The following is a 24,226-nucleotide window of genomic DNA, read 5'->3' as shown; positions in this document are numbered from 1 at the left end:
GGGCGTGGCTCCCAGCAACAGAACCACGCCTATTCTCACCACGCACGAAACAATCACACTCCTCAATGTAAATCCGCAATAATGAAATGTCTTCAATCACAACCGTATCGGTTTGATATTCCAGATATCTTCTGCATATTCGCCGATGGTGCGGTCTGACGAGAAATAGCCCATGTTGGCAATATTCTGGACGGCACAGCGCGCCCATTCGTCCTTATTCGCATACAGCTCATCCACCCGATCCTGCGTGTCCACATAGCTGCGGTAGTCCGCCAATAGCTGATAGTAATCGCCAAAGTTCACCAGTGAATCAAACAGATCGCTGTAGCGGCGGCTATCGTCAGGGCTGAAAACGCCCGTGGTAATTTGCGTCAACACACGACGCAACTCGTCGTCCTGATCGTAGTATTGTCGTGGGTTATAGCCGCTCTGACGCAGCGCTTCGACCTGTTCAGCCGTATTACCGAAGATAAACATATTCTCTTCGCCAATATGTTCCAACATTTCGACATTCGCCCCATCCAGCGTGCCAATCGTCAGCGCGCCATTCAGGGCAAATTTCATATTACTCGTCCCGGATGCTTCGGTTCCCGCCAGCGAGATCTGCTCAGAGAGATCCGCAGCTGGAATAATTATCTGCGCCAGACTGACGCTGTAGTTCGGGATGAAAACCACCTTCAGCCGCTCGTGCAGTGCCGGATCGTTATTGATCACTGTCGCAACGTCGTTGATCAGATTAATGATATGCTTCGCCATGTAATAGGCTGATGCCGCTTTGCCCGCAAAAATGGCAACGCGTGGCACACGTTCAATCTCTGGATCATCTTTGAGCCGATTATAAAGCGTGATGATGTGCAACACATTCAGCAGTTGCCGTTTGTATTCGTGAATACGCTTAATCTGCACATCGAACAGCGACTCGGGATTAACCACAATATTCAGGTTTTCCGCCATATAGGTCGCTAAGCGCACTTTGTTCTTCAGCTTCACTTTACGGATTTTCTGCACAAACGCCGGATAATCGATGTGCTGCTTCAGTTCGCTCAGTTGGCTCAGGTCGGTGCGCCAGGTCTGCCCAATCGTGTCATCCAGCAGTTTGGATAGCGCTGGGTTAGCCAGTGCCAGCCAGCGCCGTGGCGTCACGCCATTGGTCTTGTTACAGAACCGGTTAGGGAAGAGGCGGGCGAAATCGGCAAACAAGGACTGCACCATCAGATCGGAGTGCAGTTCCGATACGCCATTGACCTTATGGCTGGCGACCACCGCCAGCCACGCCATCCGCACTTTACGCCCGTTGTTTTCATCAATGATGGAAACCCGCGCCAGCAGCTCGTTGTCATCGGGCGCTTCTTTCTGGACGTACTCCAAAAAATGCTCGTTAATTTCGAAAATCAATTGCAGGTGGCGCGGCAATATTTTACCCAACATATCGACAGGCCAGGTTTCCAACGCTTCCTGCATCAGCGTATGGTTGGTGTAGGAGAAGACTTTCCGCACCACAGTCCACGCCTCTATCCACTTGAATTTATGTTCATCAATCAGCAAGCGCATCAGTTCAGGGATAGCCAGCACCGGATGCGTATCGTTCAGGTGGATGGCGAATTTCTCCGCCAAATTGCTGAACGTTTTATGCATCATCCAGTGACGATTGAGGATGTCCTGAACCGTAGCGGAAACCAGGAAGTATTCCTGACGCAGGCGCAGTTCGCGGCCTGAATAGGTGGAATCATCGGGATACAGCACGCGCGACACGTTTTCCGAGTGGTTTTTATCTTCTACCGCTGCAAAATAGTCACCCTGATTGAATTTACCCAGATTGATTTCGTTACTGGCCTGCGCGCCCCACAGACGCAGCGTATTGGTGGCATCGGTATCAAAACCGGGAATGATTTGGTCGTAGGCGCAGGCGATAACTTCTTCCGTTTCCAGCCAGCGCATTTTGCTGCCTTCCTGCTGGATGCGGCCACCGAAACGCACTTTGTAGCGCGTGCTGTGGCGCGGGAATTCCCACGCATTACCGTATTCCAACCAGTAGTCCGGCGATTCCGCCTGCTTGCCGTTAACGATATTCTGTTTGAACATGCCGTATTCGTAGCGAATACCGTAGCCGCGACCCGGCAGCGCCATCGTCGCCAGCGAATCCAGGAAGCAGGCCGCCAGACGCCCCAGGCCACCGTTTCCTAAGCCGGGGTCATTTTCTTCCTCTAGCAGATCGCCCAATTCCAGCCCCATGCCATCCAGCGCCGCTTTCAGATCGTCATACAATCCCATCGCCAGCAGCGCGTTCGACAGCGTCCGCCCCAGCAAAAATTCCATCGACAGGTAATACACCTGTCGCACATCTTGCGAAAGCTGCGCGCGGTTAGAGCGCAGCCAGCGCTCCACCATCCGATCGCGCACGGCCAGCAGCGTGGCGTTCAGCCAGTCATGTTTATTGGCAATAGAAGGATCTTTCCCCACGGTAAACATGAGCTTGTAAGCAATAGAGTGTTTCAGCGCTTCCACACTGAGCGTTGGCGAAGTATAGATAAACGGAGAGTTCATAATATTCATTCCCAAGTGAGTGTTACCCTACCCTGTCGTTTTCAGGTTGCACGCGGATGACGCGCAACGGGAAAACTAGTGGGTATACAAGCGTTGATAGAGCGCACCATAAGCCTGAGCAGAAACCGGCCAACCAAAGTCCATCGCCATCGCCTGACGCTGCACATAGCGCCATAGCGTGGGTCGAGACCACAGCACAAACACACGACGAATCGCACGGGATAGCGACCCCACACTGCAATCGTTAAAGACAAACCCACTTGCCAGCCCATCCGCCAGATTCTCCAGCGAACAGTCTGCTACCGTATCCGCTAGCCCGCCGGTACGGCGTACCAGCGGCAACGTGCCATATTTCAGGCCGTAGAGTTGCGTTAACCCACAAGGTTCAAACCGGCTGGGCACCATGATGACATCCGCGCCGCCAATAATGCGGTGCGAGAAGGCCTCATGGTAGCCAATCTGTACCCCTACCTGACCGTGATATTCGGCCGCTGCCGCCAGAAAACCTTCCTGCAAATCGGCATCCCCCGCGCCCAACACCGCCAGTTGCCCGCCCTGCTCCAGCAGTTCGGGGACCGCACTCAACGCAATGTCAAGCCCTTTCTGGCTGGTCAAACGGCTGACAATGGCAAACACCGGCACTTTCTCATCAACCTTCAGGCCCATCGCCGTTTGCAGGCGTCGTTTGTTTTCGGCTTTGTTCGCCAACGTATCGCGGCTGTAGTGGCTGGTCAGTAAAGGATCGTGCGCCGGATTCCAAATTGCCTCGTCTACGCCATTGAGGATGCCGGACAGGCGCCCTTCCTCTTCACGCGCTTTCAGCAAGCCTTCCATACCATAGCCATACGCTGGCAACGTAATCTCATGCGCGTAGGTGGGACTCACGGTCGTAATATGATCAGCGTAGTACAATCCCGCCTTGAGGTAGGAAATCTGGCCGTAAAATTCCAGCCCGTAAACCTGAAAGAAATCGCCCGGCAACTGGATATCCGACATATGCCGGGCATCGAACAGCCCCTGATAGGCAAGGTTATGAACGGTAAAGACCGATTTAGCCGGACGGTTACGCGCCGCCAGGTAGGCGCAGGCTAGCCCCGCGTGCCAGTCATGGGCATGTACGATATCGGGCCGCCAGTAGTGGTCCAGGCCACATGCCATTTCGCATCCCATCCACCCCAACAGCGCAAATCGCAGATAGTTATCGGCATAAGCGTAAAGCGCCGGGTCGTGATAAGGGCTGCCCGCACGCTTATACAGTTCGGGCACATCAATCAAATAAATACCGACGCCGTTAAAGTGACCAAACAGCAGCGTGACGTGCCCGGCGAAGGTGTCCAGCTCACGCACAACCTGTAGATTGGCGATGCCTTTTTTCAGATCGGGGAAGGCAGGCAGGATGACGCGGGCATCCATCCCCGCCGTAATCTGCGCGCCGGGCAACGCACCCGCCACATCCGCCAGTCCACCCGTTTTTAGTAGTGGAAAGAGCTCTGAACAAACATGTAAGACCCGCATTATTACTCCCGTTTTGTTCCGATGGTGTTTACAGCTTTTCCAACATCGATCGCGTGACCAGCACGATCCCCTCTTCCGAGCGGTAAAAACGGCGGCTATCCTCTTCTGCGTTTTCACCAATCACCATGCCTTCCGGCAGGTGGCAGGCGCGATCAATCACGCAACGGCGCAAACGACAAGAGCGCCCAACGTTGACATCTGGCAAAATCACCGTCGAATCGATACTGCAAAATGAATTAACCCGCACGCGCGGGAACAGCACCGAATGCGTGACGACAGAACCGGAGACGATGCAGCCTCCCGATACCAGCGAGTTCATCGTCATGCCGTGGCTACCGGAACGGTCCTGAACAAATTTGGCGGGCGGTAGCGATTCAATCGCGGAACGAATCGGCCAGTGCTGATCGTAGACATCCAGTTCCGGCGTGACGGACGCCAGATCGAGATTGGCGCGCCAGTAGGCTTCCAGCGTGCCGACATCCCGCCAATAGCGGTGTTCATCTTCACCTGACGTAACACACGACAGGGTAAACGGATGCGCCCACGCCAAACGCTGCGAGACGATCTTCGGGATCAGATCCTGCCCAAAATCGTGGTTAGAGTCCGACGCGTGATGATCCGCTTCCAATAACTGATAAAGGTAGTCCGCATTAAAAACATAGATCCCCATGCTCGCGAGCGCCATGTCGGGGTTATCCGGCATCGGCGTCGGGTTATCCGGCTTTTCGGCAAAATCGAGGATACGGTGCTGTTTATCCACGCTCATGACGCCAAAGGCGCTGGCTTCCTCCAGCGGCACGGGCAGACAGGCGACGGTACATTCTGCGCCCTTCTCTACGTGATCGATGAGCATACGCGAGTAGTCCATCTTGTAGATGTGATCGCCCGCGAGGATCACCACGTACTCCGCACGGTAGCGCCGAATGATGTCGAGATTCTGACAAACGGCATCCGCCGTTCCCCGATACCAGTGATCGGTGGCATTACGCTGCTGTGCGGGAAGCAAATCGACAAATTCGTTCATCTCCGCATTCAGAAATGACCAGCCGCGCTGAATATGCTGCACAAGCGTATGCGACTGGTATTGCGTAATCACGCCAATACGACGGATACCGGAATTCAGGCAGTTGGAGAGCGCGAAATCAATAATGCGAAATTTACCGCCAAAATGGACGGCAGGCTTGGCACGCAGCGCTGTCAGTCCTTTCAGTCGCGTTCCACGGCCTCCGGCCAAAATTAATGCCACGGATTTCCGAGGGAGCTGTCTTGCCAACATCAGAGGGTCATGCTTGTCGTTATTCACCATGGCTATCTCCTGATTATTCTTTTAATGGCTTGCGCTTAGGTGGTAATACCGCTCGTTTAAGCATTGATATACACGGGGCACCCACAGGGGTGAGGCATCTCTGCGGGAACCTCCCCCTGTGTTTCCCCTCATAACGGGCTTAAGTGACCAGTATTGCGCTTAGGCGGTCTGCTTTATCAAGACGCATACCGCCTGCGCTTGTCCGTACCACATTCCACCCTCAGGCGGATTCGTCTCATCAAACGGCGGTGAAACTTGCCAGTGGCCTTCTGGCAATATGAACTCACCAGCGTGCAGGCTGGCGTTAAACAGCACTAGCCAACGACCAGACAGTAAAATCTGTAGCTGATGCTCCCCTTGATCCCACTGCTGCGGCGTCAACGGCTGCCCTTCTTTGTTCAGCCACCGCACCGCACCGTCCCCATCTTGCCACCACGTTTCCTGTTGTAATGCGGGAATCGTGCGGCGCAGTTGGATCAATCCGGCAACAAATTCACGCAGTGCGTTATTCCCGTTTTCCCAGTGCAGCCAGGCCAATTCGTTGTCCTGACAATAGGCATTGTTGTTACCTTGTTGGCTGTGCCCCAGTTCATCGCCCGCCAGTAGCATCGGCGTGCCCTGCGACAGCAGCAGCGTTGTCAGCAGCGCTTTCTGGCTAGCCAGTCGGCGTTGGAGGATGTCATCCTCCGCTTCCAGCCCTTCCGTACCGTGGTTATTGCTGAAATTGCTGTCTGTGCCGTCACGGTTGCCTTCACCGTTGGCATCGTTGTGCTTGTGGTTAAAACTCACCAGATCGCGCAGCGTAAAACCGTCATGAGCCGTCAGTTTATTGACAGAGGCGTAAGGCAGGCGGTCATGCTGTTGGAAGATGTCGCTGGAAGCTGCAAAGCGGCGAGCGAACGCACCGAGGGAAATATCACCATGCAGCCAAAAACGGCGCATGTCGTCACGGTAGCGGTCGCTCCACTCCGCGAAAGGCGTCGGGAACTGACCTAACTGATAACCGCCATGCCCGATGTCCCACGGTTCGGCAATCAGCTTGCAGCCCTGTAAGCGGTTATCATTTGTCATGGCCGACAGCAGCGGCGCGGCGGCGGTAAAATCTGGGGTACGTCCCAGCACCGTTGCCAGATCGAAGCGAAAACCGTCAACGTGGCAGACCTCGCGCCAGAAGCGCAGACAGTCCATCACCCAATCAATGATCGCAGGATGGTTCAGGCGCAACACATTGCCGCAGCCGGTCCAGTTATGGTACTCACCGTTTTCATTCAGCCAGTAATAGTTGCGATTATCGATACCGCGCTGGCACAGCGTAGGGCCTTCGACGTCCAGTTCGGCGCTGTGGTTGAACACCACATCCAGAATGACCTCGATACCCGCGTGATGCAGTGCTTTTACTGCATCGCGAAATTCATTGAGCGCGTCGTCACCCGCGGCCAGACTGTTATCCACAGCGAAGGGCAGCAGCACGTTATAGCCCCAGTAGTTACGCAGCCCCAGTTGCTGAAGCCGAGGTTCATCGGCATGCTGCTGTACCGGAAGCAATTCCAGCGCCGTAATGCCCAGCGAGGTGAGATAGTCAATCATCACCGGATGACCTAATGCCGCGTAGCTGCCGCGAATATCGTCAGGAATATCCGGATGCAACTGCGTCAGCCCGCGTACATGCGCCTCATAAATCACCGTCTGATTCCAGGACGTTTGCGGGTGTTGGTCGCCCTGCCAGTCGTACTCTTCCGTCGTGACCACGCACTTCGGCATGATGTCAGCGCTATCGCGCTCATCCCGCTGATCAAAGCCGCCTTGTAGGCACTTATCATCCACCACCCAACCATCAAGCTGGCGTGCGTAGGGATCTAACAGCAGCTTATTCGGGTTGAAACGTAAACCCTGTGACGGTTCAAACGGCCCATCAACCCGAAAACCGTAGCGTAGCCCCGGCCGTGCATCGGGGAGATAGCCATGCCAGATATCGCCGCTGCGTGCAGTCAGCGCAATCCGCTGCTCCTGCTGACGTTCATCAAACACGCACAGTTCGACCCGCTCGGCATTCGCCGAAAACAGGGCGAAGTTCACGCCCTTTCCATCAAAACTTGCCCCCAGCGGCGTCGGCTTACCCGTCTGTAGTTCCGCCATTTACGCCTCCTTCACCAGATACAGCGTGGCAAGCGGCGGAATAGTCAGAACCAGAGAATGCTGACGCTGATGGCTGCCCCACGCCTCGCTGTAAATCGTTCCGACATTGCCCAAATCACTACCGTTGTAGTGAACAGAATCCGTGTTGATCACTTCCCGCCAGCCACCGGGCTGGTTGATACCGATGCGGTATCCGTAACGTGGCACGGGCGTAAAGTTGCTAACCACCAGCACTTCATTGCCTTGCTCATCACGCCGGACGAAGGCAAAGACCGAGTTTTCCCGGTCGTCCACCACTAGCCATTCAAAGCCCTGCGGCTGAAAATCAAGCTGATACAGCGATGGCTGCTGGCGATAGTAGTGGTTGAGATCGCGCACCAGTGTCTGCACGCCGCGGTGCCACCCTTCCGGCTCATCCAGCAGATGCCAGTCCAGACTGGCGTCATGGTTCCACTCACGCCCTTGCGCAAATTCGCCGCCCATAAACAGCAGCTTCTTGCCGGGATACGCCCACATAAAGCCGTAATACGCGCGTAAATTGGCAAATTTCTGCCAGACATCGCCGGGCATGCGATCCAGCAGCGAACGCTTGCCGTGCACCACCTCATCGTGAGACAGCGGCAACACGAAGTTCTCGCTGTAGGCGTACAACATGCCGAATGTCAGCAAATCGTGATGGTATTTACGGTGAACCGGATCGTGCTGCATATACGCCAGCGTGTCGTGCATCCAACCCATATTCCACTTGTAGTGGAACCCTAAACCGTTGCAGTCAGGCGGCAGCGTGACACCCGGATAATCGGTGGACTCTTCAGCGAGCGTGATTGCCGCCGGTGCCGCATGTCCCAGCATGTGGTTGGTGTAACGCAGAAATGCAATGGCTTCGAGGTTTTCTTTACCCCCGTAATGGTTCGGCACCCACTGCCCTTCGCTACGGCTGTAGTCGCGATAAATCATGGAAGCCACAGCGTCCACCCGCAGCCCGTCGATGCCATAGCGCTCCATCCAAAACAGCGCGTTGCCCGCCAGATAGTTACGCACCTCATGGCGACCATAGTTATAAATCAGCGTGTTCCAGTCCTGATGGTAGCCTTCGCGTGGATCGGCATATTCATACAGCGCGGTGCCGTCAAACTGTGCCAGCCCGTATTCGTCGCCGGGGAAATGCCCCGGAACCCAGTCCAGCAGGACGTTGATACCCGCATCATGGAGCGCATCAACAAACGCCCTGAACTCCTGTGCCGTGCCGAAACGACGCGTTGGCGCATACAGCCCCAGCGGCTGATAGCCCCAACTGCCATCGAAAGGATGTTCGTTAATCGGCATCAGCTCCACATGCGTGAAGCCCATGAACTGCACATAATCAATCAGTTGCTTAGCCAGTTCTTGATAGCTCAGCCAGAAATTGTTATCCGTATGCCGCCTCCAGGAACCGAGGTGAACTTCATAAATGGAGATCGGTGAACGCAGGCCATTCGCCTCACGTCGGGCATCGTTGGTCGGGACTTTCTCGGGCAGCGGCGTAATCAGCGATGCGGTATCCGGGCGCATTTGCGCTTCAAACGCATACGGATCGGCCTTCAGTCGTATGCTGCCGTGGCTGTCGATCATTTCATATTTGTAGAGCTGTCCCGCTTTCACATCGGGCAAAAACAGCTCCCAAATGCCATTTTCCCTGCGCAGTCGCATCGGATGCCGTCGACCGTCCCAGAAATTGAACTGCCCCACCACCGAAACGCGCTGCGCATTCGGTGCCCAGACGGCAAAACGCGTACCTTCTACCCCGTCCAGCGTTTCCAGATGGGCGCCCAACCGCTCGTAAGGTCGTAGGTGAGTGCCTTCGGCCAACAGCCAAATGTCCATATCCTGCAATAGCGGACCAAACCGGTAAGGATCTTCAATCACCCAGGTTTCTTCACGCCAGGTCACGGCCAATTGATAGTGGAAGGCATTTTTACGGCGTGGTACCACGCTACAAAAAAAACCGCGGTCGTCTATGCGTTCCAGTTCAACGATTTTTCGTCCATTACTGGCATCAACAACCCATGCGGCCTGCGCATCCGGCAGCAGTGTCCGAACTTCAAGGCCTTTAGAAGAGTGATGCATACCTAACAGCGAAAACGGATCGGCATAATGTCCAGAAATAAGTGAATTAATCGCATCAGAAAACGCTGACATGGTATCCATCCTCTGATTAACCATTTGAATTAAATAAATAAGTAATATAAAAACGCATGACATTGCGCTTATATTCTCCGTTACGTGTTTTTAATAAAAAACCAATAAAAATAACGGGTTATTAGCTTGCTAATGAATAACGGCAACGTGTAAAAATAATGAATAGTATTAAAGAGTTCTTTAGCCACGCTCCTAATTTAGCGTAGTCAAAGAGTGGAGAAATATCAGAGATCTGATGCAACTTTTCCGTTTATATTTATATGAATAAGTTATGACACGGGATAATTAGCATCTTTTGTTTAAAGATCGATTCGTCCACTGGCAAAAAGCAGTACAATTTGACAATTGTGTATGTTGATAGATGCTGTATGACGAGACCCCGCCCATGGTTAGCCAGGTTGATCTGATTCTTTCCCTGTTACAGCAGATGTGTGTTTATCTGGTTATTGCCTATCTGCTCAGTAAGACACCGCTGTTCATCCCGCTAATGCAGGTCACCATTCGCCTGCCGCACAAGCTGGTGTGCTATCTGGTGTTTTCCGTGTTTTGCATTATGGGAACCTATTTCGGCCTGCATATAGACGATTCTATTGCCAATACCCGCGCGACGGGCGCCGTTCTCGGGGGCATGCTGGGCGGCCCTTCCGTTGGTTTTCTCGTCGGGTTAACAGGCGGATTACACCGCTATTCGATGGGCGGCATGACCGCACTGGCCTGTATGCTATCGACAATTGCCGAAGGCCTGCTCGGCGGGCTGTTACATCGCTATCTGGCACGCCGTAACCGTATCGATTTACTGTTTCAGCCCCTCGTCGTCGGTCTGACCGCACTGGTAGCGGAATGCCTGCAAATGGCAATTATCCTGCTGGTCGCTCGTCCGTTCGATAACGCCGTTGAGCTGGTGAGAGATATTGCGCTGCCGATGATGATCACCAATACCATCGGTTCCGCCATGTTTATGCGTATTCTGCTCGACCGACGCGCCATTTTTGAAAAATATACCTCTGCGTTTTCCGCCAAAGCGCTGCAAATCGCCGCCCGCGCCGAAGGGGCACTGCGTCAGGGGTTCAACCCACAAAACAGCATGCGCGTTGCCCGCATTTTGTATGAAGAGCTGGGTGTCGGTGCTGTGGCGATTACCGATCGCGACAAACTGCTGGCCTTCATCGGACTGGGCGATGATCACCACAATGTCGGTGCCCCCATCACGTCATCACACACGCGCCGGGCGATAGACAACAATCAGGTGGTGTACGCAGACGGTAACGAGGTGTCTTATACCTGTTCGGTGTCACCGCTGTGCAAACTCGGTTCCACGCTGGTGATCCCACTGCGTGGCGAAGATCAGCGCGTTGTCGGCACGATCAAGCTTTATGAGCCCAAAAATAAGCTATTTTCCAGCATTAACCGCACACTAGGGGAAGGGATCGCCCACCTGCTTTCCGCACAGATTCTGACAGGACGTTTTGAACAGCAGAAACAGCTGCTGGCTCAGTCGGAAATCAAGCTGCTGCACGCGCAGGTCAACCCACATTTTCTGTTCAACGCCCTGAATACGCTGTCCGCCGTGATACGACGCAACCCCGATCACGCTCGTCAACTGGTGCTGTATCTGTCGACATTTTTCCGTAAAAACCTCAAACGTAGCAACGATGAAGTCTCGCTCAATGACGAGCTGGAACACGTTAACGCCTATCTCGAAATCGAGAAAGCGCGCTTTGCCGATCATCTGACGGTAGAGATTTCGCTGCCGGAGACGCTGCGGGAGGCTCGATTACCCGCATTTTCCCTGCAACCCATCGTGGAAAATGCGATTAAGCACGGTATCTCACAAATGATTGAAAGCGGGCACATCCACATCAGCGGACGACTGCACGCCAACACGCTGGAGCTGTCAGTGGAAGATAACGCCGGTACCTATCAGCCTTGCAGCGGCGGCGATGGGCTAGGCATGAATTTGGTCGACCGCCGCATCAAAGCACGCTACGGCAACCGCTATGGCATCACCGTCGTCAGCGAAGCAGATAAGTTCACCCGGGTCGAAGTGCGTGTTCCACTGATTTCCCCTCGCAAGGTACTGGAACAGTTGGATAGCGTGGCGTGATGCTGAGAAAGCGTCAGATATCGTAATAAGAAGAGTGTCAGACATGTAATCGAAATATGGCGCAACACCAAGCGATGTTGCGCCAGACAAGCAGAAGTATTACAGCAGGATGCGCAGCATACGGCGCAGCGGTTCAGCGGCTCCCCACAGCAGCTGATCGCCAACCGTAAAGGCGGACAGGTATTCCGGCCCCATGTTCAGCTTACGCAGACGGCCCACTGGCGTACAGAGCGTGCCCGTCACCGCAGCAGGCGTCAGTTCACGCATGGTGATGTCGCGATCGTTCGGCACCACTTTCACCCAATCATTGTGAGTTGCCAGCAGTTGTTCGATTTCCGAAAGCGCCACGTCTTTTTTCAGTTTTATGGTGAATGCCTGGCTGTGGCAGCGCAGTGCGCCAACGCGCACGCAGAGGCCGTCAACAGGAATAACGCTGCTGGTGCCCAGAATCTTGTTGGTTTCCGCCTGACCTTTCCACTCTTCACGGCTCTGGCCGTTATCCAGTTGTTTGTCGATCCACGGAATCAGGCTACCCGCCAACGGCACACCGAAGTTATCGGTTGGCAGCGAACCGCTACGGGTCAACGCGGTAACTTTGCGCTCGATATCCAGAATCGCAGAAGCCGGGTCCTGTAGCGCTTCCGCCACTTCACCGTGCAGCGCGCCCATCTGCGTCAGCAGTTCACGCATGTGACGCGCACCGCCGCCAGAAGCAGCCTGATACGTCGCAGCAGAAACCCACTCAACCAGATTGTTGGCAAACAGACCGCCCAATGACATCAGCATCAGGCTGACGGTACAGTTACCGCCAGCAAAGGTTTTGATGCCTTTATCCAGACCCTGCTGAATCACCCCGTGGTTAACCGGATCCAGAATAATAATCGCGTCATCTTTCATGCGCAGCGAGGATGCGGCATCGATCCAATAGCCCTGCCAGCCACTTTCACGCAGCGTTGGGTAGACTTCATTGGTATAATCGCCGCCCTGACAGGTAATGATGATGTCCAGCGCGCGCAGGGCTTCGATATTATAAGCATCCTGCAACACGCCTTGATGACCGCCTAGCGTCGGAGCAGGTTCGCCGTGCTGAGAAGTCGAGAAGAATACCGGGTGAATCACATCAAAGTCGCGTTCTTCCACCATGCGCTGCATGAGAACCGAGCCGACCATACCGCGCCAGCCAATAAAACCAACATTTTTCATGGTAACTGTCCTGCTTTGGGGGTAACAAAAAGAATTGTGGCTAACGTCGATAGCGCCTGGTTATTGCTGACTCAGCGATCTGCGGCAGAGGTTGCGCGTGTCGTGTCGTAAACCCGTAAATAATTGTGTCATTCAGCCTTACAAAATGTACATCAAGTCGCAAGTGAATTTATTCGATAGTACGGCATTTTTCAGCAGTCATTCTAATATCATCGACCTGGCACAGGGTAATCACGTTGACCCGCCCGTGAAGATGGCACAGGTCAGGAAACAAGGTTTCGGGAGTAAAAAACCAACATGACAGAAATGATCTCCGCAACGGTGCTGCTGTTGCTCATTATGGATCCACTCGGCAATCTGCCGATTTTTATGTCCGTGCTCAAGCATCTTGACCCCAAACGCCGACGCGTGGTGCTGATCCGTGAAATGCTGATCGCACTCGGGCTGATGCTGATCTTCCTATTTGCGGGCGAACGCATTCTGGCGTTCCTGAATCTGCGTACCGAAACCGTCTCCATTTCCGGCGGCATCGTGTTGTTCCTTATCGCGATTCGTATGATTTTCCCCTCACAGGAAGGCAACAGCAGCGGTCTGCCAGCCGGAGAAGAACCGTTTCTGGTGCCCATGGCGATTCCGCTGGTCGCGGGGCCGTCGATCCTCGCGGCGCTAATGCTGCTTTCCCACCAGTATCCCGATCAGTTGCCGCACCTGACGCTGGCACTGTTTATCGCCTGGACGATCTCGTTCATCATCCTGCTGATGTCAGATGTGTTCTTACGTTTGTTGGGTGAGAAAGGGGTCAGCGCGCTGGAAAAATTGATGGGGTTGATTCTGGTGATGCTATCAACGCAGATGTTCCTCGACGGCGTACGCGCTTATATGAAGTTATAACTGCGTCATTGCCCTCTGTAGTCACATTTTTTATGCCGACTAAGAGGCGGTTTCGTGCGCGACAATACCGTAATTTCCATGCTACTGCGTAGCACGCGCCCGACGCAGGGCGCTCAGTCGCCGCCGCCCTGCGAACCCAGGCTTCCGGCTAAATCATGCCGCTACGCGGTGCCATCGGCGTTCATGATCACCGCTGCATAATTTTTACGCCGGATTAATGTCAAAACCTTCCCTTGTAAGAGGGGGGGTTAAACACATTAGAGGAAAATACTGCCCACCAGCGCAATCAGGAACGCGATAGTGCCAAGCAACGTTTCCATCACCGTCCAGGTTTTCAGGGTCGTTTTCTCATCCATTTCGAGGAAACGGCCAACTAGCCAGAAACCTGAATCGTTCACATGCGACAGCACCGTTGCGCCGCCAGCAATCGCCACCACAATAAAGCAAAGATCGAACTGGCTAAGGCCGGGGGTCGCTGCCACCGCAGGTGCCATCAGCGCCGCCGTCGTCGTCAGCGCCACCGTCGCGGAACCCTGAGCCACGCGCAGTGCAGCAGACACCACAAACGCCGCCACAATCACCGGCATTCCAGTATCCGCCAGCGCACCAGACAGCGCGTCACCAATACCGCTAGAACGTAAAACGCCACCGAACATCCCGCCCGCACCGGTTACCAGAATAATCGAACATACCGGCCCCAGTGCACCTTCACAGATCTTCTCAAGGTGTCTACGGCTATGCTGGCCGCTAAACATAATCATGGCGAACAAGACCGTGATCAGCAGCGCAATCGGCGTTTTCCCCAGCATACGCAGGAACTGCACCAAACCGCTATCGCCGCTGATAACGCCCATTACCGTCAGCGTATTCAGCCCGGTATCGAGGAAAATCAGGATCAGCGGCAGCAACAGCACCCACATCACCACGCTGAACGGAGGCGGCGTATGCTGTTCATCTGCCTTTACTTCGGTCAGGAACGTTGACGGCAGCGGCAAATGGAATTTTTTACCTGCCCACAGGCCGAACAGATAACCGCCAAAATACCAGGTAGGGTAAGCAATCACGGCACCCACCAGCACCAGCAGGCCAATGTTGGCACCCAGCAGCTCACTGGCAGCAACCGGACCGGGATGCGGTGGCAGCAAGGCATGCATAACGGCAAACGCGCCCGCGGCAGGGAAGGCATAAGTCAGCGTTGAGCCGCCAAAACGTTTCGCCACGCTGAAAATAATCGGCAGCATCACGATCAGCCCGGCGTCGAAGAAGATTGGGAAGCCGAATAGCAGAGAAGCAAGACCCAGAGCGAAAGGCGCACGTTTCTCACCAAATTTATTGATAAGCGTATCCGCTAGCACATTTGCGCCACCAGTCACTTCCAGTAGGCGACCAATCATTGCCCCCAGACCAACCAGCAAAGCAACGGATGCCAACGTGCTGCCGAAACCGCTGAGCAGCGTGGGAACGAGTTTCTCAAAAGGGGTTTTCGTCGCCAGTGCAGTGATCAGGCTCACCAACGTCAACGCCAAAAATGCGTGGACGCGGAAGCGCATAATCAGTACCAGTAACAGCGCGACCGAACCGGCGGCGATGGTCAATAACACACTGGCGCTATAGGCGGAGGTGATTTCTGTCATCGTTAATAATCTCTTTAGGGCACTCGATCTGGGTTGACTGATTGTTTGTGAGGTGTATCACATCATCATTTGATACCGGTAACATGATACGGGTAACATGTTAAAGTATGGAACCATTAAGTATCATTTAATTTACAGTTTGAGATAGAGATCAAATTATGTCAGGTCGAAGCATTATTCTGATGGGCGTATCAGGCAGTGGAAAATCCTCAGTTGGCGCTGAACTTGGCCGCGCCATTCAGGCAAAATTTATTGACGGCGACGATCTGCATCCGCGCGCGAATATCCAAAAAATGGCCAGCGGCACGCCGTTGAACGATGACGATCGCGCACCGTGGCTGGAGCGGCTTAGCGATGTCGCCTATAGCCTGGCACACAAAAACGAGACCGGCATCATCGTCTGTTCCGCGCTGAAAAAGCGTTACCGCGACCGCCTGCGCGAAGGGAACGAAAAGATGGTATTTCTCTATTTGAAAGGCAGCTTTGAGCTGGTGCTGGAACGTCACAAAGCCAGAGCAGGCCACTTCATGCCAACAGACCTGCTGAAAAGCCAATTCGATGCACTGGAGGAACCGGGCAGCGATGAGCCGGACGTCCTCAAGATCGATATTGACGGCACACGAGAAGAAGTCGTGCAACGCTGCGTTGACGCACTGCGCGCGGCAGGCTAACGCCGCAGTTAAAGGCTTCCACCGTCCAATATGGTAAAGCCGACATCGATCATATCCTGCGAAACTGGCTCACCCCGCAGACGAGCCAGCAAACGCTCGGTGCCGATGCGCCCCATATGCTCACGCGGCGTCAATACGCTAGCCAACTTCGGCACCATCGCCTGACCAATGTCGTGTCCGTGGAAACCCGCTACGCCGATATCTTCCGGCACGCGTAACCCCTGTCGTTGGCATTCAAACATCGCGCCGACGGCTAAATCGTCATTGGTACAAAACACGCTATCGACCTGCGGGTATTCCGCCTGCGTCTGCCGCAGCAACTCGCCACCGAGCGAATAGGAGGACGCCCTCTCGCTCATCACGCAATAGCTTTTGAGCCCACTTTCTCGCATCGCCTGTTCGTAGCCCTGACAGCGCATAATCGTACGTTCATCCTGCCGTGCCCCGAGATAGACGATATGGCGATGCCCCAACGTAATCATACGCAGCGTCATCTGGTAGGCGGCTTGAACGTTATCAAACCCGACGGCCATATCCAGACAGGGAGAGACAGAATCCATCAGTTCCACCACCGGAATACCGGCGACGTTCAGCATCTGGCGCGTTCGTGGCGTGTGGGTACGCTCAGCCAGAATCAGCCCGTCAATGTGATACGACAGCAGCGAAGTCAGACGCTGTTCTTCTCTGTCAGGATGATAGCCATAGTGCGCCAGCATGGTTTGGTAGCCATGCGCTTCCGCCGTGCGTTCAATACCGCGCAAGACCTCGGCGAAAACCTGATTGGTTAATGATGGCAGCAGCACGCCAATCGCCCGGCTGGTGGAACTGGCGAGCATATTCGGTGCGAGATTGGGAATATAGCCCAGCTCATCCAACGCAATCGCGATCTTTTCCTGCAACGCAGTTGACACCTGCGCAGGATTACGCAAATAGCGGCTTACCGTCATTTTGGTAATACCAACGCGGTCAGCAACATCCTGGAGAACGGGTCTTTTTTTCTTCATCGTCGACTAAAATGCCTGAAAAACAGTAATCTAAGTCTAACAAAAAAAGCATCAATAAAGTAAAGGCTGAGGGCAAAATCTGAAGGATAGCATGCGGCTTTTAAGAAAATAAAAAGCCCGCGTCCTTTCCTACGCGGGCTTCTCTGTAATGGCGTAGTGATTGTTATACTGGCGGCAAATCAAACAGCAGGATTTCGCTGTCCTCGCTGGCGTGTACGGAGATCATCGCTTCGTCCCAGATCGCGAACGCATCGCTGGTTTCCGCTTTCTGGCCGTTAATTTCTACCGTACCGCGCACGACCTGCACCCAGACGCGGCGTTCAGCCTGAATCTGATATACCGATTGCTCCTGCGCTTTCAGCGCCCAGCGCCATAGCCTCATGTCCTGAAAAACCTTCAGCGAGCCTTCACGCGCGTCCGGGGATAGCACCAGTTGACGCCCTTGCAGCCCATCAAATCGCTTCTGCTCGTAGCGCGGTGTCAGCCCGATTTTTTCCGGGATGATCCAGATTTGGTACAGGTGTAGCTGTTCGTCTTTGCTGGCATTGTATTCCGAGTGGCGAATGCCCGTGCCCGCACTCATAATCTGGAACTCGCCCGCTGGCACCTGCTCTTTATTTCCCATGCTGTCCTGATGCTCAACCGCACCGGACAATACATAGGTCAGAATTTCCATATCTTTGTGCGGGTGAGTGCCAAAGCCCTGACCGCCTTCGATAACGTCTTCATTGATAACGCGCAGAGCCGAAAATCCCATGAAATCAGGATCGTAATAATCGGCAAATGAGAACGTGTGCCAACTGTCGAGCCAGCCGTGATTCGCATGTCCGCGATCTTGCGCTTGACGTAAATAGATCATGTTCTTTCCTCCCACGTTTCTGATAAGGAAAGTGTAACGGGAAGGGGTAAATAAGATAGCGCAAAAAACTCACCGCGCTGTTCGAAAAATCAGAACGGGATACGGGACAAGAAAGATAGGCAAAAAAAAAGCCAGCACCCGAGCTGGCTAAATAATACTGGAAGCAATGTGAGCAATGTCGTGCCTTCACAGAGAAGCCGAATCGTCATGAAAACCATCGGTAGTTAACACAGGTACATGACATCGTTCCCCGGAACGCACAGCAATAATAATCATTATCATTCGCACTTGTAAAGTTATTTTTGCGATAGATTCTTATTCTCAACAAGAGTGGGGAAATAACCCGTTTTGCTCCCTGCCACCGTTTATTTTGGCTGCGCTAATGACCTCGCCAGCAGCGTGATCGGGTGTTCACACCGTTTGCTGGTCGACATCTCAATTTGCCACTTACAGGTTTCGCAGTCCGTCACCACGATATCGACGCCGCTTTCTTCAATCTGCTGGAACAGCGGTGCACCAATGCCTTGCGACGTGGCGTAATTCTCTTTCTTGAAGCCATAGGTGCCCGCAATACCGCAGCACTGGGAGTCCAGCATCACCAGTTCAAGGCTGGGAATACGTTGCAGCAGCGCCAGGGTATACGCTGTCCACCCCATCCTCTCCAGATGGCAGGGTGTGTGGTACGCCACCCGCAGCGGTAAGTGACGCAGCGGCAACGTTCGACCTTCCTCTTCCAGTAGGCGATAGAGCTGCCGCGTCACCAGTTCAACGCCATCACGCACGTGGCTGTTGTCCACCCCCAGCAGATGAGGGTACTCGTCTCGCAGCGTGAACGTACAGCTGGATGACGTCGCCACCACCGGCAGGGATTTCTGATTAATCGCCTCATCCAGCGACGTGATATTCGCGCGCGCCTGCTTTCTAGCCTTGTCGTGAAAACCATTGGCGATCAGAGGTACGCCGCAGCACTTCTCTTTATTCAGCAACTGAACGCCAATACCCATCGCGTTAAAAACCTGCACCAGATCTTTACCCAGTTGTGGATGGTTGTAGTTCACATAGCAGCCGTGGAAATAAGCCACCTGCTCATCATAGGCCTGCTGCTTCGCGGCCTGCTGACGATACCAACGCCGGAAGGTGCCGAACGAATATTTCGGCAACTGGCGACGGTGGTCGATTTTCAACGCGTTATCCAGCAATTGGCGTACCGGTTTCAGGCTGGTAGCGGTATTGACCAACGGCGCAAACGGCGTGGCAATCGACCCCATGAGGTCGGTATGGCTCAGAATTGCATCACGCAATGTCGGCTTGTGGCTGCTGTGCGTCGCTTTCGCGCGCTGAATGATGTCGCCAATTTTGACATCCGACGGGCACGCGACTTCACAGCGTTTGCAGTTGGTGCAATATTTCAACGCGTCATCGTATAGCGCCGGATCCTTGCGCCGCAGACGTTCACCGTCCGGTCCCGCCTGTTTCGGACCGGGATAAAGCGGATTCACGCGTGAAACCGGGCAATACGTGGTACAGACCGTACATTTGATGCAATCTTCAAAACTGTTATCGCTAATCAGGCTCATGGGTTGCCCTCCTTCAAAATCTGTTCGGCAACATGAAGTGCACTGAGCAAAGAAACGCCCGCCCCACATCCCTGCGCAATCGGATCGAAGCCTTCAAGCACTGCGCCAATAGCGTACAGATTATTGACCGTTTTTCCCCCGATACGCGGATGGAGATGCTCATCGACGATCGCACCAAACTGCATATAGGGCTGCGGCGCAAACACATCCTGCTGGCTCCAGCCCTCACGCTGGTTAGCGAACCGCACATCCAGCCCAAAGACCGGTTCGGTTACCCGATCAAACTGCGTTACCAACCCGTTGCTAAAGAAACTGCCGCTCGCCAATACCGCGTGCTTCGCCCGCAGCGGAATATCACGGTGATGGTGGCTATGAACGGCGATCTCCTGCGGCAACAGCGATGCCCGCACCGCACGATCGCCCGGCATCACCATGCCACCCAGTTGGCGAAAGCGCTGCGACAGAGCTTGATGCAAACGCAACCCGAGCACTGACGGCGGTAATGTTGGCAGTAGCAACACCGGTTTACCGAGTGCATCAGCGAGTTCACCCACAATCCCAGGGCTGTCCAATCCCAGACAGGCGGGCATGATGATGGCATCGTTACCGTTGGCCAGAAGCGACAGTTCTTCCAGCAGCGCCGAGCGATTTTCTGGTCGATCCAGCAGCCGGGCGATATTTACCGCGCGGAATTCACTGGGGTTTTGGCGTAACCGATCCAGTACGGGCAGCTTGAGTTCATCACTGCGTGCCGCAATCCCCTGCGCCTGAAGCGTGCCGGCAACAATACGTGACTGAAAATCCAGAAAGCCTTCGATACCGGCAATGAGCGGATTATCGCCAAAACCAGAATCCGGCAGACCACGCGTGACACTCTCGATCGGGCTCAGCCAGCATGGGCGGAATTTACCTAACGGCGTCATGCGCCAGTGGTTCTGCTGATACGTGCCCAACAGGGAGATAGCGCTGCGCTCCAGCAATGCTTCAACCTGTGGTAACAACGCCGCGAGCGCCTTCGCGCCCATGCGGGAATAAGGATGATGAGGAGCCTGACGCGCCAGCTCGTCTAGTGCTTCAAGCGGCTGGCTAACAAGCTGTCCATCGGGGAGATGAGAGAGTAAATCCAGCGCACCGGAAGAAAAATGCAGCGCATTCTGTCCGGCGCTAATAATCGCGCAGCGTTTCCCCTGTTCCGCTAAGCGAATGCCGCAGGTCAACCCCGCCAGCCCTCCGCCGATAACCACAACGTCATAGCGCATGGCGATCCTCCTGACTGTCGCTGGCCGTCAGGCCGCACAAGCCCTGATAAATCCAGCTGGTAAACTCGCTTTCACGCAGGGCATTGCCCCAGGCAATCGGGCGAATGCCTTTCCAGCGTTCGTTCAAAAACTGGCTGAGTTGCGTGAGCGACTGCTCCGGCCTCACAGTACCCAGACGGCACAACAGACCTGCCGCACGACAGGCGCACAGTTCCCCCTGACAGGTGCCCATGCCAACACGGGTACGCCGACGCAGGTCAATCAGGTTATTCACCTGCAATGATTCCACGGCGTAGCGCACTTCCCCCGCCGTCACGGCCTCACATTCGCACACCAGACTGCGGTCCAGACGCTCACCGGACAGCATTCGACCCGCGCGTTCACCGTGGCGATAAATCGCCGAACCGCGCAACGGTGCCGAGAGCGGTTTTGCTGGCGGATAAGCAGACAGCGCGTGGGGAACGGTTCTCACTTCATCCAGTGATTCCGATCCAGGCAGCGGCGTCTGTGCCGTCGAGCAGGCCACGTCATGGACCAGTTTTTTGCAGACAGCGTCCGTCACCCATTCCGCCATCAGGCGATAGGTCATCAGCTTGCCGCCAGTAATCGTGATAAACCCTTCCAGTCCGTCGCGGCTCGCGTGGTCAAGCAGCACAATGCCGCGGCTTACGCTACGGCCGCTGGGATCACTGTCGCTGGCAACCAGCGGACGGACGCCCGCATAGGCACGCAGAATGCGCGTGCTTGCCAGCGACGGTGCCAGCATGGAGCCTTCCCGCATCAGCGTTTCCACCTCGGCAGGCGTCACCAGCATATTGTCGATTTGGTCGTAGTCGATGTGGGTTGAGGTCGTGCCGATCAGCGAAATAGTGTCGCCCGGCACCAAAATGTCGGCATCCGCCGGTTTACGGCAGCGGTTGATCACCATGTTGTTGATGCGGTGCCCAAGAATCAATAACGCGCCTTTTGCCGGGAACATGCGCACGCGCAGGTCGGCATAGTCCGCAATGTGCTGCCCCCAGATACCGCCCGCGTTGACGACTACCTGTGCGTATATTTCTGTTTCTACACCTTTTTTATGGTCGAAAACGCGCACACCGGTAACCCGATCGCCCTGACGAATCAGCCCGATGACCTCATGATAGGTCAAGACTTCCGCACCGTGCTCGCAGGCATCGATCATGTTGGCCGCCGTCAGGCGAAAAGGATCGACGGAACCATCCGGCACGCGTACCGCGCCAATCAACGCCGGATTAGCCGCCGGCTCCAGCCGCAGCGCTTCCTGCGGATCCATTACCTGCGCGCGAATGCCCGCCTGTTGACAGGCCGTAATAAATTGCGCCTGCCAACCGAGATCGTCTTCTGGCAACGTGATAAACAGGCCGTCGGTGGGTTCAATACAGTGGCGGGCGATCCGGCGGAGAATCTGGTTTTCTTCAATGCATTCTCGGGCAGACTCGCCGTCGGTTACCGCATAGCGTGCGCCGCTGTGTAATAAGCCATGATTACGCCCGGTCGCTCCGGTCGCAATATCATAACGTTCAAGTAGCAGGCAGCGCAGTCCGCGCAGAGCACAGTCTCGTACCGTACCCGCCCCCGTCGCACCACCGCCGATGACAACGACGTCAGTTTCACGCCAGTTCCCAGTATTTTGCTTCATGTTCTCGCTCCAGGCGGAGGATATGTATGTTGCTATTGGGACACAGAAAGAAGGGTTAATGTTTGATAAAGAGCAAAATCGAACACAAAACGAAAATAGAAAGGAGCTTAAAAACAATAAGTGTGATTTGTGTCACCAAAATCACACTGTGTAATTTTCCGGTTCTGTTAACATGAGCGCAAAAATCGTCACAGTTTCATAAAAGTGTAACATTATCGTCATAAATCACACTCATTTGCACGCTAGCCCCTTACAATAACGTTCGTAATAGAACAAAAAAGCTATTGTTTTTTTCGCATTGGAGATATCTATGCTGAGTATTTTTAGGCCCGCAGCCCACCAGGCTCGCGTATCGCAGGATCGTGTCGATCCCCTCTATCGCCGTCTGCGCTGGCAGATTTTCATGGGGATCTTTTTTGGCTACGCCGCCTACTATCTGGTACGTAAGAACTTCGCACTCGCCATGCCTTACCTGATTGAGCAGGGCTTCTCACGCGGCGATCTTGGCTTTGCGCTGTCAGGCATCTCTATCGCCTACGGCTTTTCCAAATTCATCATGGGTTCGGTATCCGACCGTTCCAACCCGCGCGTGTTCTTGCCTGCTGGTCTGATTCTGGCCGCCTCCGTCATGCTGTTCATGGGCTTCGTACCGTGGGCAACGTCCAGCATCGCGACTATGTTCGTTCTACTGTTCCTGTGCGGATGGTTCCAGGGAATGGGATGGCCACCGTGCGGACGCACCATGGTTCACTGGTGGTCACAGAAAGAACGTGGTGGCATCGTGTCCGTGTGGAACTGTGCTCACAACGTCGGCGGTGGTATTCCTCCGCTGCTGTTCCTGCTGGGTATGGCCTGGTTCAACGACTGGAAAGCCGCACTTTACATGCCAGCCTTCGCCGCCATTCTGGTTGCGCTGATTGCGTTTGCGCTGATGCGTGATACGCCGCAATCCTGTGGTCTGCCGCCAATCGAAGAGTACAAAAATGACTATCCGATTGATTATAATGAAAAAGCGGAAGAAGAACTGACAGCGAAGCAGATCTTCATGCAGTATGTTTTCCCGAACAAACTGCTGTGGTATATCGCCATCGCCAACGTCTTCGTTTACCTGCTGCGTTACGGTATCCTCGACTGGTCACCGACTTACCTGAAAGAAGTGAAACACTTCGCGCTGGATAAGTCCTCCTGGGCCTACTTCCTGTACGAGTACGCCGGTATTCCGGGCACGCTGCTGTGCGGCTGGATGTCCGATAAGGTGTTCAAAGGCAACCGTGGTGCAACAGGCGTGTTCTTTATGACGCTGGTTACCATAGCAACCATCGTGTACTGGATGAACCCAGCCGGCAACCCTGGCGTGGATATGGCCTGTATGATCGTCATCGGCTTCCTGATTTACGGCCCGGTTATGCTGATTGGTCTGCACGCGCTGGAACTGGCACCGAAGAAAGCAGCAGGTACAGCAGCAGGCTTTACCGGTCTGTTCGGCTACCTCGGTGGTTCCGTGGCCGCCAGCGCCATCGTCGGCTACACCGTTGACTTCTTCGGCTGGGACGGCGGCTTCATGGTCATGATCGGCGGCAGTATTCTGGCCGTACTTCTGCTGATTGTTGTTATGCTGAATGAGAAAAAGCATAAAGCAGAGTTAGCCAGCCGCGCCTAACCCACACGAGTAAGCATCCCTCTGG

Annotated in this window: 16 protein-coding genes; 4 read left to right on the top strand and 12 right to left on the bottom strand. The window is 54.5% G+C overall.

The window, feature by feature from the left end:
• Positions 1-96 precede the first annotated feature (96 nt).
• From glgP to glgB, 5 genes are all read right to left on the bottom strand, one after another.
• On the bottom strand, positions 97-2,544 hold the full coding sequence (gene glgP, locus ACKQAD_RS02540) for a glycogen phosphorylase (protein WP_409158698.1): 2,448 nt from the start codon (positions 2,542-2,544) through the stop codon (positions 97-99).
• Positions 2,545-2,619: 75 nt separating this feature from the next.
• Positions 2,620-4,059 carry a glycogen synthase GlgA gene (glgA, locus tag ACKQAD_RS02535; RefSeq protein ID WP_409158697.1) on the bottom strand — a complete coding sequence of 480 codons (1,440 nt, stop codon included), beginning with the start codon at positions 4,057-4,059 and terminating at the stop codon, positions 2,620-2,622.
• A gap of 28 nt (positions 4,060-4,087) precedes the next feature.
• Positions 4,088-5,365 carry a glucose-1-phosphate adenylyltransferase gene (gene glgC, locus ACKQAD_RS02530; protein WP_409158696.1) on the bottom strand — a complete coding sequence of 426 codons (1,278 nt, stop codon included), beginning with the start codon at positions 5,363-5,365 and terminating at the stop codon, positions 4,088-4,090.
• 159 nt (positions 5,366-5,524) lie between these two features.
• On the bottom strand, positions 5,525-7,501 hold the full coding sequence (gene glgX / locus ACKQAD_RS02525; protein ID WP_409158695.1) for a glycogen debranching protein GlgX: 1,977 nt from the start codon (positions 7,499-7,501) through the stop codon (positions 5,525-5,527).
• Complete coding sequence (gene glgB / locus ACKQAD_RS02520; RefSeq protein ID WP_409158694.1) at positions 7,502-9,679, bottom strand: 1,4-alpha-glucan branching enzyme; 2,178 nt, start codon at positions 9,677-9,679, stop codon at positions 7,502-7,504.
• A gap of 385 nt (positions 9,680-10,064) precedes the next feature.
• Here glgB and ACKQAD_RS02515 point away from each other — a divergent pair, with 385 nt between their 5' ends.
• Positions 10,065-11,783 carry a LytS/YhcK type 5TM receptor domain-containing protein gene (locus ACKQAD_RS02515; protein WP_409158693.1) on the top strand — a complete coding sequence of 573 codons (1,719 nt, stop codon included), beginning with the start codon at positions 10,065-10,067 and terminating at the stop codon, positions 11,781-11,783.
• A 99-nt stretch (positions 11,784-11,882) separates the two neighbouring features.
• Here ACKQAD_RS02515 and asd read toward each other — a convergent pair whose 3' ends face one another.
• On the bottom strand, positions 11,883-12,986 hold the full coding sequence (asd, locus tag ACKQAD_RS02510) for an aspartate-semialdehyde dehydrogenase (protein ID WP_409158692.1): 1,104 nt from the start codon (positions 12,984-12,986) through the stop codon (positions 11,883-11,885).
• Positions 12,987-13,283: 297 nt separating this feature from the next.
• Between asd and ACKQAD_RS02505 the strand changes: the two genes are divergently transcribed.
• Entirely contained in the window at positions 13,284-13,877 is a 594-nt protein-coding gene (locus ACKQAD_RS02505; protein ID WP_409158691.1) for a YhgN family NAAT transporter, read from the top strand.
• A gap of 257 nt (positions 13,878-14,134) precedes the next feature.
• Here ACKQAD_RS02505 and ACKQAD_RS02500 read toward each other — a convergent pair whose 3' ends face one another.
• A complete protein-coding gene (locus ACKQAD_RS02500) occupies positions 14,135-15,511 on the bottom strand; it encodes a GntP family permease (protein WP_409158690.1) in 1,377 nt (458 codons plus the stop codon).
• A gap of 158 nt (positions 15,512-15,669) precedes the next feature.
• Between ACKQAD_RS02500 and ACKQAD_RS02495 the strand changes: the two genes are divergently transcribed.
• A complete protein-coding gene (locus ACKQAD_RS02495) occupies positions 15,670-16,182 on the top strand; it encodes a gluconokinase (protein WP_409158689.1) in 513 nt (170 codons plus the stop codon).
• Between the two features lie 8 nt (positions 16,183-16,190).
• On the opposite strand, the gene gntR is transcribed toward ACKQAD_RS02495, so the two are convergent.
• The 5 genes from gntR to glpA all read right to left on the bottom strand — a co-directional run bounded on the left by gntR (position 16,191) and on the right by glpA (position 22,541).
• Positions 16,191-17,186, bottom strand: a complete 996-nt coding sequence (gene gntR, locus ACKQAD_RS02490; protein ID WP_409158688.1) for a gluconate operon transcriptional repressor GntR — start codon at positions 17,184-17,186, stop codon at positions 16,191-16,193.
• Positions 17,187-17,349: 163 nt separating this feature from the next.
• Positions 17,350-18,045, bottom strand: a complete 696-nt coding sequence (locus tag ACKQAD_RS02485) for a pirin family protein (protein WP_409158687.1) — start codon at positions 18,043-18,045, stop codon at positions 17,350-17,352.
• 365 nt (positions 18,046-18,410) lie between these two features.
• A complete protein-coding gene (gene glpC / locus ACKQAD_RS02480; RefSeq protein WP_409158686.1) occupies positions 18,411-19,622 on the bottom strand; it encodes an anaerobic glycerol-3-phosphate dehydrogenase subunit GlpC in 1,212 nt (403 codons plus the stop codon).
• Entirely contained in the window at positions 19,619-20,881 is a 1,263-nt protein-coding gene (gene glpB / locus ACKQAD_RS02475) for a glycerol-3-phosphate dehydrogenase subunit GlpB (RefSeq protein WP_409158685.1), read from the bottom strand. Before glpB ends, glpC begins: the two co-directional genes overlap by 4 nt.
• Entirely contained in the window at positions 20,871-22,541 is a 1,671-nt protein-coding gene (glpA, locus tag ACKQAD_RS02470) for an anaerobic glycerol-3-phosphate dehydrogenase subunit A (protein WP_409158684.1), read from the bottom strand. Before glpA ends, glpB begins: the two co-directional genes overlap by 11 nt.
• A 310-nt stretch (positions 22,542-22,851) precedes the next feature.
• Here glpA and glpT point away from each other — a divergent pair, with 310 nt between their 5' ends.
• Positions 22,852-24,201, top strand: a complete 1,350-nt coding sequence (glpT, locus tag ACKQAD_RS02465; protein WP_409158683.1) for a glycerol-3-phosphate transporter — start codon at positions 22,852-22,854, stop codon at positions 24,199-24,201.
• Positions 24,202-24,226: the final 25 nt, after the last annotated feature.

It is taken from the genome of Pectobacterium artocarpous, assembly GCF_046159765.1.
Taxonomy (GTDB): domain Bacteria; phylum Pseudomonadota; class Gammaproteobacteria; order Enterobacterales; family Enterobacteriaceae; genus Pectobacterium.
The sequence above is the reverse complement of the archived record's forward strand: the minus strand, read 5'-3'. Positions and strand labels throughout refer to the sequence as shown.

Coding starts and splice junctions, on each gene's coding strand:
- ACKQAD_RS02485 (WP_409158687.1), bottom strand. CDS start 18,045: ATGATCTATTTACGTCAAGCGCAAGATCGCGGACATGCGAATCACGGC.
- glpT (WP_409158683.1), top strand. CDS start 22,852: ATGCTGAGTATTTTTAGGCCCGCAGCCCACCAGGCTCGCGTATCGCAG.
- glgB (WP_409158694.1), bottom strand. CDS start 9,679: ATGTCAGCGTTTTCTGATGCGATTAATTCACTTATTTCTGGACATTAT.
- ACKQAD_RS02505 (WP_409158691.1), top strand. CDS start 13,284: ATGACAGAAATGATCTCCGCAACGGTGCTGCTGTTGCTCATTATGGAT.
- ACKQAD_RS02495 (WP_409158689.1), top strand. CDS start 15,670: ATGTCAGGTCGAAGCATTATTCTGATGGGCGTATCAGGCAGTGGAAAA.
- gntR (WP_409158688.1), bottom strand. CDS start 17,186: ATGAAGAAAAAAAGACCCGTTCTCCAGGATGTTGCTGACCGCGTTGGT.
- glgX (WP_409158695.1), bottom strand. CDS start 7,501: ATGGCGGAACTACAGACGGGTAAGCCGACGCCGCTGGGGGCAAGTTTT.
- asd (WP_409158692.1), bottom strand. CDS start 12,986: ATGAAAAATGTTGGTTTTATTGGCTGGCGCGGTATGGTCGGCTCGGTT.
- glpC (WP_409158686.1), bottom strand. CDS start 19,622: ATGAGCCTGATTAGCGATAACAGTTTTGAAGATTGCATCAAATGTACG.
- ACKQAD_RS02515 (WP_409158693.1), top strand. CDS start 10,065: ATGGTTAGCCAGGTTGATCTGATTCTTTCCCTGTTACAGCAGATGTGT.
- glpA (WP_409158684.1), bottom strand. CDS start 22,541: ATGAAGCAAAATACTGGGAACTGGCGTGAAACTGACGTCGTTGTCATC.
- glpB (WP_409158685.1), bottom strand. CDS start 20,881: ATGCGCTATGACGTTGTGGTTATCGGCGGAGGGCTGGCGGGGTTGACC.
- glgC (WP_409158696.1), bottom strand. CDS start 5,365: ATGGTGAATAACGACAAGCATGACCCTCTGATGTTGGCAAGACAGCTC.
- ACKQAD_RS02500 (WP_409158690.1), bottom strand. CDS start 15,511: ATGACAGAAATCACCTCCGCCTATAGCGCCAGTGTGTTATTGACCATC.
- glgP (WP_409158698.1), bottom strand. CDS start 2,544: ATGAACTCTCCGTTTATCTATACTTCGCCAACGCTCAGTGTGGAAGCG.
- glgA (WP_409158697.1), bottom strand. CDS start 4,059: ATGCGGGTCTTACATGTTTGTTCAGAGCTCTTTCCACTACTAAAAACG.